General features: G+C 72.3%; 9 protein-coding genes and 1 pseudogene. 5 read left to right on the top strand and 5 right to left on the bottom strand.

The features are described 5' to 3' along the window. Window positions 1–38 precede the first annotated feature (38 nt). From SSNG_RS06720 to SSNG_RS06710, 3 genes are all read right to left on the bottom strand, one after another. Window positions 39–1283, bottom strand: a complete 1245-nt coding sequence (locus SSNG_RS06720) for a glycosyltransferase family 39 protein (RefSeq protein ID WP_128636886.1) — start codon at window positions 1281–1283, stop codon at window positions 39–41. 231 nt (window positions 1284–1514) lie between these two features. Next, window positions 1515–2744, bottom strand: a complete 1230-nt coding sequence (locus tag SSNG_RS06715; protein ID WP_007263055.1) for a DUF349 domain-containing protein — start codon at window positions 2742–2744, stop codon at window positions 1515–1517. A 189-nt stretch (window positions 2745–2933) separates the two neighbouring features. Further along, on the bottom strand, window positions 2934–3716 hold the full coding sequence (locus SSNG_RS06710; protein ID WP_007263054.1) for a peptidylprolyl isomerase: 783 nt from the start codon (window positions 3714–3716) through the stop codon (window positions 2934–2936). Window positions 3717–3868: 152 nt separating this feature from the next. Here SSNG_RS06710 and SSNG_RS06705 point away from each other — a divergent pair, with 152 nt between their 5' ends. From SSNG_RS06705 to SSNG_RS06690, 4 genes and pseudogenes are all read left to right on the top strand, one after another. Then, window positions 3869–4579, top strand: coding sequence for an MBL fold metallo-hydrolase (locus SSNG_RS06705; RefSeq protein WP_007263053.1), 711 nt, complete (start codon window positions 3869–3871; stop codon window positions 4577–4579). Between the two features lie 10 nt (window positions 4580–4589). Continuing rightward, the gene (gene hisS / locus SSNG_RS06700; RefSeq protein ID WP_007263052.1) at window positions 4590–5849 is read left to right on the top strand and encodes a histidine--tRNA ligase; all 1260 of its coding nucleotides are present in this window, start codon (window positions 4590–4592) and stop codon (window positions 5847–5849) included. Window positions 5850–6035: 186 nt separating this feature from the next. Beyond that, window positions 6036–6650 (top strand): vitamin K epoxide reductase family protein, encoded by a 615-nt coding sequence (locus tag SSNG_RS06695; protein WP_007263051.1) that lies wholly within the window; start codon window positions 6036–6038, stop codon window positions 6648–6650. A 50-nt stretch (window positions 6651–6700) separates the two neighbouring features. Next, a pseudogene (locus SSNG_RS06690) lies at window positions 6701–8055 on the top strand (replication-associated recombination protein A). Between the two features lie 160 nt (window positions 8056–8215). Here SSNG_RS06690 and SSNG_RS06685 read toward each other — a convergent pair. Further along, entirely contained in the window at window positions 8216–9124 is a 909-nt protein-coding gene (locus tag SSNG_RS06685; protein ID WP_007263049.1) for a DUF2470 domain-containing protein, read from the bottom strand. Window positions 9125–9179: 55 nt separating this feature from the next. Between SSNG_RS06685 and rpsD the strand changes: the two genes are divergently transcribed. Continuing rightward, the gene (rpsD, locus tag SSNG_RS06680) at window positions 9180–9791 is read left to right on the top strand and encodes a 30S ribosomal protein S4 (RefSeq protein WP_007263048.1); all 612 of its coding nucleotides are present in this window, start codon (window positions 9180–9182) and stop codon (window positions 9789–9791) included. A 17-nt stretch (window positions 9792–9808) separates the two neighbouring features. Here rpsD and SSNG_RS06675 read toward each other — a convergent pair whose 3' ends face one another. Then, complete coding sequence (locus SSNG_RS06675) at window positions 9809–11995, bottom strand: hypothetical protein (RefSeq protein WP_050779565.1); 2187 nt, start codon at window positions 11993–11995, stop codon at window positions 9809–9811. Window positions 11996–12178 lie beyond the last annotated feature (183 nt).

Genomic DNA, 12178 nt, shown 5'->3' with positions numbered 1-12178 from the left:
GGGGGTGGCGCCCACTGCCGTCACGGGCGGCCGGCGGATCAGGGGTTGGCCCACCAGACGAAGTTGAGGTTGCCGCCGAAGAGTGCGGACACCACCGTGGCCGCCCCGACGACCCACAGCACCGTGCTCCGCCGGGCCCTGGCCAGGGCCAGCGCGAAGGGGAACAGCAGCGGGAAGGCGGGCATGATGAAGCGCATCTTCGAGTAGTAGAAGCCCGCGCCGCCCAGCGCCACCAGCATGATCATGGCCGTGAAGATCCACACGACCGCCGGGGGACGGCGCTTGCGCGTGATCATGACGAACAGCACCACGGCCGTGACCACCGTCAGCGACACCACGACGTGGTTGAGGGTGAGGTGCGTGTCGGTGAAGGTCTTCTTCAGCGACCGGAGCGTGTCGATGCCGCCGTCGTACTTGGAACCCCAGCGGTCCTGGAGCTCGAAGTAGCCGTCCCAGCGGCGGAAGTGCAGGCCCACGAAGCCCACGTAGCCGAACCAGCCCAGCGGGGCGATCACCGAGGCCGCGAGGATCCGCCCCACGGGCGGACGCTGCACGCGCCGCCGGCGGCGCCACTGCACGATCTCCCAGACGCCCGCCAGCACCACGGCAGCGACGATCGCCGACCCCGAGGGGCGGGTGGCTCCGGCGAGGAAGGCCAGCACACCGGCCGTCAGCCAGGACTTCGTCAGCACCGCGTACATCGCCCACGCCGACAGGGCGAGGAACACGGGCTCCGTGTACGCCATCGACTGGACCAGCGCCGCCGGCACGATCGCGAACAGCGCGCAGGTGAAGAGGGCGACCCGGCGCCCGTAGATCTTGTCGGTGACGACGAAGACGCCCCACGCGGCGATCACCGAAGCGAGCAGCGCCACCCCGATCGCCGCCCAGTTCACCGGCAGGTGCGTGATGTTCACGGTCCACCGCACCAGCAGCGGGTAGACGGGGAAGAACGCCATCTGGCAGCCCGGCCCCACCGGGCCGCAGGACGCGGGCATCTCCGTCGTCAGGCCGTGCTCGGCCATGTGGAGGTAGAAGTCGGAGTCCCAGCGCCCGCCCAGGACCTCCAGCGGCCCCACGCCCTCGCGGCGGGCCCAGACGGCCATCACGGCGAGCCCGACGGCCCGCAGCCCGATGTGGATCAGCAGCGCCTTCCGGGCGCGCTGCAGACTGGCGAGAACGCGCCGCCCGACCCCCCGGCGTCCCGGTGCCCTCTTGTCGGCGGCGTGCCGCGCGACGGGACGGGTCTCTGGGACATCGGCGCGTATGTGGGTATGCGTCACTTTCGATCCTGGTCCTCGCCCGGCTGGAGGTCCGCCGAGGCGGCACCGTACAACGGTACACATGATCGAGGTGCGACATACCCGCAGGCTGCGTCGACCTGATAACGGAGGGCCGCGCGGAACGGGGTGTCTGCGGACCCCGGCGGCCCGGAACGACGGACGGGCACCACCGGCCGAAAACCGATGGTGCCCGTCCGGGGAAAGCCGAAGGGGGAGCGGGAGTGCGCGGCGTCAGCCGCCGAACTCCTCCAGGCCCTTCAGCGCCTGGTCCAGCAGGGCCTGCCGGCCCTCCAGCTCCCGGGCCAGCTTGTCCGCCTTCGCGTTGTTGCCGGCCGCGCGCGCCGCGTCGATCTGCTCACGCAGCTTGTCGACGGCCGCCTGCAGCTGACCCGTCAGACCGGCCGCACGGGCCCGCGCCTCCGGGTTCGTACGGCGCCACTCGCCCTCCTCGGCCTCCTGGATGGCCCGCTCCACGGCGTGGATCCGGCCCTCGACCTTGGGACGGGCGTCGCGCGGCACGTGGCCGATGCCCTCCCAGCGCTCGTTGATGGACCGGAACGCGGCCCGCGCCGCCTTCAGGTCCGTCACCGGGACGAGCTTCTCCGCCTCGGCGGCCAGCTCCTCCTTCAGCTTCAGGTTCTCGACCTGCTCGGCGTCGCGCTCCGCGAAGACCTCGCCGCGCGCCGCGAAGAACACGTCCTGAGCACCGCGGAAACGGTTCCACAGGTCGTCCTCGGCCTCGCGCTGCGCCCGGCCCGCCGCCTTCCAGCTGTCCATCAGCTCGCGGTAGCGGGCGGCCGTCGGACCCCAGTCCGTCGACCGCGACAGCGACTCGGCCTCCGCGACCAGCTTCTCCTTGGCCTTGCGGGCGTCCTCGCGCTGCGCGTCCAGCGCGGCGAAGTGGGCCTTGCGGCGCTTGGAGAAGGCGGAGCGGGCGTGCGAGAAGCGGTGCCACAGCTCGTCGTCCGACTTGCGGTCGAGCCGGGGCAGACCCTTCCAGATGTCCACCAGCGCGCGCAGCCGCTCACCGGCGCTGCGCCACTGGTCGCTCTGCGCCAGCTGCTCCGCCTCGGTGACCAGGCCCTCCTTGGCGGTACGGGCCTCGTCCGCCTGCTTGGCCTTCTGGACCTTGCGCTCCTCGCGGCGCGAGTCCACCGTCGCCACCAGCTTGTCGAGCCGGACGCGCAGCGCCTCCAGGTCGCCCACGGCGTGGTGCTCGTCCACCTGGGTACGCAGGTGCTCGATCGCCGTCTGGGCGTCCTTGGCGGACAGATCGGTGGTCCGAACCCGCCGTTCGAGGAGGCCGATCTCGACCACCAAGCCCTCGTACTTGCGCTCGAAGTAGGCCAGGGCCTCCTCAGGGGTGCCCGCCTGCCACGAGCCGACGACCTGCTCGCCCTCGGAAGTACGCACGTACACGGTGCCGGTCTCGTCGACTCGGCCCCACGGGTCGCTGCTCACAGCGCCTCCTCCACCTGATGCCCGCCGGGGGTGGACCCCCGGGCATCGTCCACAGTTTCCTGGGGCGGGCAGCGCCCGCCCTGCACAACGCCAACATAGGCGACCGCCGGGCCGGCTGTCCGCATCCCGCACGACGGAATATCGACGTACGGGCGGCGGGCCGGCCGGGCCCGGGGCCGCGCGGCCCGGTCAGTTCTTGGTGACGGTGCCCTTCTCGATGGTCACGGGGGTCTTGGGGGCCCCGTCCTGGGCGCCGTCGGCGGTCCCGGCCTTGGCCACCTCCTCCAGCACCTTCAGACCGGCCGCGTCGATCTTCCCGAAGGGGGTGTACGACGGGGCGAGCGGGCTGTCCTTGTAGACGAGGAAGAACTGGCTGCCGCCGGTGCCGGGACGGCCGGTGTTGGCCATCGCGACCGTGCCGGCCGGGTAGACCACCTGCCCCTGCTCGTTGGGCTTGCCCAGGGAGTCCAGGTTCTCGTCCGGGACGTTGTAGCCGGGACCGCCCATGCCGGTGCCCTCCGGGTCGCCGCACTGGAGGACGAAGATCCCGCCGGTGACCAGGCGGTGGCACTTGGTCTTGTCGAAGAAGCCCTTGTCGGCGAGCGACTTGAACGAGTTCACCGTCTGCGGGGTCTTCGCCGCGTCCATCTCGAACTTCACGTCGCCCGCGCTGGTCTTCAAGTCGAAGGTGTACTTCGCCTTGTCGTCGATCGCCATGGCGGGCGAGGGCGACTTCTTCGGCGTGGGCGCCGACGGGGACGACGAGGGGTCGGCCGCCGAGTCCTTCGTGTCCCCGCCGTCGAACACACCGCCCACGACGAGGCCGACCAGCGTGGCGATCACCACGGCCGAGGCCGCGCCGATGACCGCCAGGCGCTGCCGCGACTTGCGTCGGGCCTCCGCGCGGCGCTTCTGCTGGCGCTCGTACTTCTCCCTGGCGAGCTGTCGCCGACGCTGATCGCTCGTGACCACCGGGTCGTCTCCTTGTGCGTCTCTGGTACCGCTGTCCGGGCTGGGTTAGGCCGTACCGTATATGGGTTCGCTGTGTGATGAGGGGCGCCGGTAGGCTCTGAGCAGCAGATTCCGATCCGCTGCCTCCCACCGGACGACGATTGAGGACGAACGTGCTGATTGCCGGATTCCCCGCCGGGGCCTGGGGCACCAACTGCTACCTGGTCGCCCCCGCCGCCGGTGAGGAGTGCGTGATCATCGACCCGGGCCACCAGGCCGCCCAGGGCGTCGAGGAGACGTTGAAGAAGCACCGTCTCAAGCCCGTCGCCGTCGTCCTCACCCACGGCCACATCGATCATGTGGCCTCGGTGGTCCCGGTGTGCGGAGCACACGACGTACCGGCCTGGATCCACCCCGAGGACCGCTACATGATGAGCGACCCGGAGAAGGCGCTCGGCCGCTCCATCGGCATGCCGCTCATGGGGGAGCTGACCGTGGGCGAGCCGGACGACGTCCGCGAGCTCACCGACGGCGCCGCCCTGAAGCTGGCCGGGATGGAGTTCTCGGTGGCGCACGCGCCCGGGCATACCAAGGGGTCGGTGACCTTCAGGACGCCCGAGCAGGCGGACGTCCCGCCCGTCTTCTTCTCGGGCGACCTGCTGTTCGCCGGCTCCATCGGACGCACCGACCTGCCCGGCGGCTCCCACGCCGAGATGCTCCGGTCGCTGGCCCGCGTGTGCCTGCCGCTGGACGACTCGACCGTGGTGCTGTCCGGCCACGGTCCCCAGACCACCATCGGCCGCGAGCGCGCGACCAACCCGTACCTGCGGGAAGTCGCCGCCGGCCTGGGGGACGGCACCGCCGCCCCACGACGAGGAATGTGACGAGAGTTTCGTGGCTACTTTTCAGGCCCCCAAGGGCACGTACGACCTGATCCCGCCGGTCTCCGTGACGTACCTGGCGGTGCGCGAGGCCATCTCCGCGCCCCTGCGGAACTCCGGCTACGGCTACATCGAGACCCCGGGCTTCGAGGACGTCGGCCTCTTCGCCCGCGGTGTCGGCGAGTCCACCGACATCGTCTCCAAGGAGATGTACGCCTTCACCACCAAGGGCGGCGACCAGCTGGCCCTGCGCCCCGAGGGCACGGCCTCCGTGCTGCGCGCGGCCCTGGAGTCGAGCCTGCACAAGAAGGGCAACCTGCCGGTCAAGCTCTGGTACTCGGGCTCGTACTACCGCTACGAGAAGCCGCAGAAGGGCCGCTACCGCCACTTCTCGCAGGTCGGTGCCGAGGCCATCGGCGCCGAGGACCCGGCCCTGGACGCCGAGCTGATCATCCTCGCCGACCAGGCGTACCGCTCGCTGGGCCTGCGCAACTTCCGCATCCTGCTGAACTCGCTCGGCGACAAGGAGTGCCGCCCGGTGTACCGGGAGGCGCTCCAGGGCTTCCTGCGCGGCCTCGACCTCGACGAGGAGACCGTCCGCCGGGCCGAGATCAACCCGCTGCGCGTCCTCGACGACAAGCGGCCCGAGGTGCAGAAGCAGCTGGTCGGCGCGCCGGTGCTGCGCGACTACCTGTGCGACGCGTGCAAGGCGTACCACGAGGAGGTCCGGGCCCTGGTCACGGCCGCCGGGGTCGCCTTCGAGGACGACGAGAAGCTCGTGCGCGGCCTCGACTACTACACCCGCACCACCTTCGAGTTCGTCCACGACGGCCTGGGCTCGCAGTCCGCGGTCGGCGGCGGCGGCCGCTACGACGGCCTGTCCGAGATGATCGGCGGACCGGCGCTGCCGTCGGTCGGCTGGGCGCTCGGCGTGGACCGCACCGTCCTCGCCCTCGAAGCGGAGGGCGTCGAGCTGGACATCCCGGCCTCGACGGCGGTGTTCGCGGTCGCGCTGGGCGAGGCCAAGCCGGCCGTCTTCGGACTGGTGACCGAGCTGCGCCGGGCCGGAGTCGCGGCCGACATGTCCTACGGTGGAAAGGGCCTCAAGGGCGCCATGAAGGACGCCAACCGCAGCGGTGCACGCCTCGCCATCGTCGCGGGCGACCGCGACCTCGCCGAGGGCGTCGTCCAGCTCAAGGACATGGAGTCCGGCGAGCAGGCCGCCGTGGCCGTCGCCGACCTGGTCGCCGAGGTCCGGGCCCGTCTGGCCTGACGTCCGAGCCGTCCGCCGGGGGCGGGGCGGGGGAATCCTCCCCGCCCCGCCCCCGGCGTTTTCCGGGCCGTCGCCCGGGGTGTCTCCGGGCCGTCCTTATCTCCCGCGAACGGATGGCGCCCGCCGCCGTACGGCACAATGGCCCCTGCTTGATGACCTTGCGGAAGCGGAGCGGGCGGGATCGGGATGACGACAACAGGCGCTGGCGCGGACACCGCTGCGCGGACCTTCGGCGGGAGCCGGGCGCTGGCCCTGCTGCTGGTCATCACCGGAGCAGCGGGCCTGCTGGCCGCGTGGGTGATCACCATCGACAAGTTCAAGCTGCTGGAGGACCCGAACTTCGTCCCGGGCTGCTCCCTGAACCCGGTCGTCTCCTGCGGCAACATCATGAAGAGCGAGCAGGCGGCCGTCTTCGGCTTCCCCAACCCGATGCTCGGCCTGGTCGCCTACGGCATCGTGATCTGCGTCGGCATGAGCCTGCTGGCCGGGGCCCGGTTCGGCCGCTGGTACTGGCTGATGCTCAACGCCGGCACCCTCTTCGGCGTCGGGTTCTGCGCCTGGCTGACGTACCAGTCCCTGTACAACATCAACTCGCTCTGCCTGTGGTGCTGCCTGGCGTGGGTCGCCACCATCCTGATGTTCTGGTACGTCACCTCGCACAACGTGCGCCAGGGCCTGCTGCCCGCCCCCGGCTGGCTGCGCGGCTTCCTGGACGAGTTCACCTGGGTGCTGCCGGTCCTGCACATCGGGATCATCGGCATGCTGATCCTGACCCGCTGGTGGGACTTCTGGACCTCCTGAGGCCCGCCGAGGGCCGCCGCGTTGTCAGTGGCCTCGCTTAGGCTTCCGGTGTGGAACCAGATCTCTTCACCGCCGCAGCCGAGGACCGCCGGGAGAAGGACCCCGCGAGCTCCCCGCTCGCCGTCCGCATGCGCCCGCGCAACCTGGACGAGGTCGTCGGCCAGCAGCACCTGCTGAAGCCGGGCTCGCCGCTGCGCCGGCTGGTGGGAGAGGGCGCCGGGGGACCGGCCGGGGCCTCCTCGGTGATCCTCTGGGGACCGCCCGGCATCGGCAAGACCACCCTCGCGTACGTGGTCAGCCAGGCCACCCGGAAGCGGTTCGTCGAGCTCTCCGCGATCACCGCCGGCGTCAAGGAGGTCCGGGCCGTCATCGAGGGCGCCAAGCGCGCCGCCGGCGGCTACGGCAAGGAGACCGTCCTCTTCCTCGACGAGATCCACCGCTTCAGCAAGGCGCAGCAGGACTCGCTGCTGCCCGCCGTGGAGAACCGCTGGGTCACCCTGATCGCGGCGACCACGGAGAACCCGTACTTCTCGATCATCTCCCCGCTGCTGTCGCGTTCGCTGCTCCTCACCCTGGAGCCGCTGACCGACGAGGACCTGCGCGCCCTGATGCGGCGCGCCCTCACGGAGGAGCGGGGTCTGGGCGGGGCGGTGTCCCTGCCCGCCGACGCCGAGGCGCACCTGCTGCGCATCGCCGGCGGCGACGCCCGCCGGGCGCTGACCGCGCTGGAGGCGGGGGCCGGCTCGGCCATCGCCAAGGGCGAGGAGGAGATCACCCTCCAGACCCTGGAGGAGGCCGTCGACCGGGCGGCGGTCCGCTACGACAAGGACGGCGACCAGCACTACGACGTGGCGAGCGCCCTGATCAAGTCGATCCGGGGCTCGGACGTGGACGCCGCGCTGCACTACCTGGCCCGGATGATCGAGGCCGGCGAGGACCCCCGGTTCATCGCGCGGCGCCTGATGATCTCCGCGAGCGAGGACATCGGCCTGGCGGACCCGACGGCCCTGCCGCTGGCCGTGGCGGCCGCCCAGGCGGTGGCGATGATCGGCTTCCCGGAGGCCGCGCTGACCCCTGTCGCACGCGACCATCGCGCTGGCGCTGGCCCCCGAAGTCCAACACCGCCACGACCGCGATCGGTGCGGCGCTGGCCGACGTCCGTGCGGGGCTCGCGGGCGCGGTACCGGCGCACCTGCGGGACGGGCACTACAAGGGCGCGGCGAAGCTGGGGCACGCGGTGGGGTACGTCTACCCGCACGACGTGCCGGGCGCGATCGCCGCGCAGCAGTACGCGCCGGACGAGATCCACGGCAAGCGGTACTACGAACCGACGCGGTACGGGGCGGAGGCGCGGTACGCGGACGTGGTGGACAAGGTCCGCGAGCGGCTGCGCGGCGGCGCCTGACCCTGCCGGGGCCGCGTGCCGGGTGCCCGGGTGCGGGTGCCCGCGGCGCTGCTCCCCGCCCCGCCCTTCCTCCGTTCCCCGGGGCTCCGCCCCGGACCCCGCGCCTCAAACGCCGGCGGGGCTGAGGTCGGCCCCGCCGCGGGAACCGCGTGAGGGCTGCTCAGCGCGCGGCGGCGGCGAACAGGGCGCGCATGGCCCGGCGCAGGCCGCAGACGTCCGCCACCGGCTGCGGAAAGTCGAAACGGGCGTCGAAGGAGGGGGAGGTCCGGCCCGGGCCCGCGGTGAAGCGCACGCGCAGCCCGAGCCGGTCCAGGGCCAGCGGGACGGCGGTCAGGCCGGCCGCCTCCCGGGAGCCGAGCAGCCCGCACAGGTCGGCGACGCGCTCGGCGTGGGCGGAGGCGAGGTGCTGGAGCAGCTCCGTCTCGTGGGCGGCGAGCGGGTCGGGCTCGGCCCCCGCCAGCTCGTCGGGGTCCACCTGCTCGGCGCCCCAGAGGTCGTCCAGCGTGATCTCGCCGACCTCCAGGCGCAGCATCGTCCAGGCCGGGCGCCCGGTGTACGGCGGGTCCTGCGACTCGGTCAGGCCCAGCAGCTCGCCCACCGGGTGCCGCTCCGCGAGCAGCGCCGCGCAGACCGCGCGGTCGTCGCCGCGGACCGGGGTCAGCCACCCGGTGAGACGGGCGCGGGCTCGGATACGATGGGGCACGGACACCGGCGCCACATCCGTGATCTCGATCACGGCGGTGAGGTCGTCGTCCTGGGCGTGAGCGGCAGCCCTGGCAGCCGCGGATTCCCCTGATACCAGGAGGATCACGTCCCCGTCCGGGGTGACGGTCCGCGCGGCCGGCACCCCTGTCCACCACTCGGCCTGGTCAGAAGCACCCGGCAACGTGAGGGATACTGAGGCGTTGGACTCTACGAGGGTTCGTACGCGTTCGGCTCCGGTGAGCTGCCGAACGCCTTCCCTGGGACGCGGCTGACCTTGCTTATCGTCGTCGAAAGCGGATTTCGTTTCGTTGAAATCCGAACTGCGGCGCGCACTGGGCAGGGGGATCCCATGTGGTCGAGACATTACGTCCTCCTCGATAAGGTAAGCCTCACCTAACTTACATGGAGGTAGGTTCCCCGTGAACCAGAAGCGACCCAAGGTCAAGAAGTCTCGTGCCCTCGGCATCGCCCTGACGCCGAAGGCCGTCAAGTACTTCGAGGCCCGCCCCTACCCGCCGGGCGAGCACGGCCGTGGCCGCAAGCAGAACTCGGACTACAAGGTCCGTCTGCTCGAGAAGCAGCGTCTGCGCGCCCAGTACGACATCTCCGAGCGCCAGATGGCCCGCGCGTACGACCGCGCGAAGAAGGCCGAGGGCAAGACGGGCGAGGCGCTGGTCGTCGAGCTCGAGCGTCGTCTGGACGCCCTGGTCCTGCGTGCCGGCATCGCCCGCACCATCTACCAGGCCCGCCAGATGGTCGTCCACGGCCACATCGAGGTCAACGGTGGCAAGGTCGACAAGCCGTCGTTCCGCGTGCGTCCCGACGACGTCATCACGGTCCGCGAGCGCAGCCGCGAGAAGCACCCCTTCCAGGTTGCCCGCGAGGGTGGCTACGCCGGTGAGGGTGAGACCCCGCGTTACCTGCAGGTCAACCTGAAGGCCCTGGCCTTCCGCCTCGACCGCGACCCGAACCGCAAGGAGATCCCGGTCATCTGCGACGAGCAGCTCGTCGTCGAGTACTACGCCCGCTGATCCAGCGGCCGTAGCCCTCACAGGCTGGTATCGGCCCGCCGTCCCCTCCGGGGGGCGGCGGGCCTTCGCGTTGCCGGGCGCGGCCCGGGAACCCACTGCGCGCGCCGCACCAGCGCCTCCACCGTCAGCTGCCGCCCCTCGGCCGCGTGCGCCGCGTACAGTTCCGGGCCCAGCACCTGCCCGGCCCGCTCCTGGCAGGCCAGCCGGGGCGCGTTGAAGTACTCCGACCCGAACAGCCGCAGCCCCACCCCGTCCCACATCGGCTCCGCCGCGCCCTGGAGCACCGCCGCTTCGGCGGCCGCCCCCTCGGTGACCGTGACCAGTGCCAGCAGCTCCACCGCAAGCACCAGCCCCACCAGGTCCCGGAAGGTGTGGTTCACCGTCACGCACTCGGTGAGCAGCAGCCGGGCCCGCGCCGGCTCCCCCGCGGTCAGGGCCGCGTACGCCAGCACGTACAGGGCGTACGCCCTGGTCCAGCGTTCCCCGCGCTCCACGCAGATGTCCCGGACCTCCTCGCACAGCGAGACCGCGCCCGCGAGATCGCCCTGGAAGGCCAGCGCCATCGCCAGCTCCACCTGGCACATCAGCACGTTGCTGTTCAGCTCCCCGGTCTCCCGGTAGCGCCCCAGCGCCTCGCCCAGCAGCTCGGCGGCCCGGAGCATCTCGTCCGAGACCAGCGCCAGACACCCCAGCCGGTGCACGGCGTACGCGGCCGCCACCCGGTTGCCCGTCCGCTCCGCGCCGTCCCGGCACTCGTGCAGCGCCCCCGTCGAGGCCACCGCGTCACCCTGGAGCGCCGCCACGTACCCCAGCACCCACAGCGCCTTCAGCCGCGAGCCCTCGTACTCCTCGGCCCCGCCGCCCTCGCCGCTCTCGCCGGCCTGCTCGGACTGCTCGGCCGCGGGCTCCAGACTGCGGGCCAGCCAGTGCCGGCCCTCGGTGAGCCGGCCGCAGCCCGCCCAGTAGAACCACAGGGTGCCCGCCAGGTACTGCCCCAGGTGCTGCTCCCCGGGCTCCTCCAGGCAGCACTCCAGGGCCAGGCGCAGGTTCGCCAGCTCCACCTCCACCAGCGCGGCCACCTCCTGCTGGCGCGGGCTGAACCAGTCCAGCTCGCACCACGTGGCCAGCCCGACGTACCAGTCCCGGTGCCGCCGCCGCAGCCGCCCGGCGTCACCCAGCGACTCCAGCCACCCCGCCCCGTACAGCCGTACGGTCTCCAGCATCCGGTAGCGCACCCCCGCCGGCGTCTCCTCCCGGGCCAGCACCGACTGCGCGAGCAGCTCCCCGACCAGGTCGAGCACCCCGTCCGCCGGCAGGTCGGGGCCCGCGCACACGTACTCGGCGGCGTCCAGGTCGAACCGCCCGGCGAACACCGACAGCCGCGCCCACAGCAGCCGCTGCTCCGGGGTGCACAGCTCGTGGCTCCACCCGATCGCCGTCCGCAGCGCCCGGTGCCGGGGCAGCGCCCCGCGCGCACCGCCGGTCAGCAGCGCGAACCTGTCCTCCAGCCGCGCCAGCACCTGCTCCGGGGACAGCATCCGCAGCCGGGCGGCGGCCAGCTCCAGGGCCAGCGGGATCCCGTCGAGCCGGGCGCACAGCTCGGTCAGCGCGGGCCGGTTCGCCGCCGTCACCGCGAAGGCCGGGTCGGCGGCCGCGGCCCGTTCGGCCAGCAGGGCCAGGGCCTCGGCGGGGGCGGGCGGGGCCAGCGGGAACAGCACCTCCCCGTCCAGGCCGAGCGGGCACCGGCCGGCCGCGAGCACCCGCAGGCCGGGGGAGCGGAGCAGCAGCTCGCGCAGCAGGCAGGCCGTCTCGTCGGCCAGCTGCTCGTACCCGTCGAGGACCAGCAGGAGCCGGCGTCCGGCCAGGTGCTCGGCCAGCACCGTGCGGGGCGGGCGGACCGTGTGGTCCGTGAGGTGGAGCGCCTCGGCCAGGGTGAACTCCAGCAGCGCGGGATCGCGCAGGCAGGACAGCTCGGCCAGCCAGACGCCGTCGCGGTGGCGGTCCTGGAGCTCCTCGGCGGCCGCCCGGGCCGCGGCCAGCGCCAGCCGGGACTTCCCCACCCCACCCACCCCGGTCACGGTGACCAGCCGGGAGGACTCCAGGAGCCGCGCCACCCCGGCGAGTTCGGCACCCCGCCCGACGAGGGAACTCAGCTCCGAGGGAAGATTGCCCGACGGGGCACGTCGGGTGGGTCGCTGTCGCATGGGACACGGAGAGTACTGTTCCGGCGCCCCGTACAAGGCGGGTCCGCGGGGGCGTGCACCGGACCCGGGAATTCCGGTACTGCGGCGGATCTCCGGCGCGATAGGGTCGGAGGGAGACTTTTCTCCGCAGCAGATCCGCAGCAGATCCGCAGTGGATCCGTAGCGAAACCGTAGGCAAGCAGA

It is taken from the genome of Streptomyces sp. C, assembly GCF_000158895.1.
Lineage (GTDB): Bacteria > Actinomycetota > Actinomycetes > Streptomycetales > Streptomycetaceae > Streptomyces > Streptomyces racemochromogenes.
The sequence above is the reverse complement of the archived record's forward strand: the minus strand, read 5'-3'. Positions and strand labels throughout refer to the sequence as shown.

Bases quoted from the DNA above. Each gene is read 5' to 3' on its own strand.
- SSNG_RS06695 (WP_007263051.1), top strand. From the start codon at position 6,036: ATGACGACAACAGGCGCTGGCGCGGACACCGCTGCGCGGACCTTCGGC.
- SSNG_RS06685 (WP_007263049.1), bottom strand. From the start codon at position 9,124: ATGTCTCGACCACATGGGATCCCCCTGCCCAGTGCGCGCCGCAGTTCG.
- SSNG_RS06675 (WP_050779565.1), bottom strand. From the start codon at position 11,995: ATGCGACAGCGACCCACCCGACGTGCCCCGTCGGGCAATCTTCCCTCG.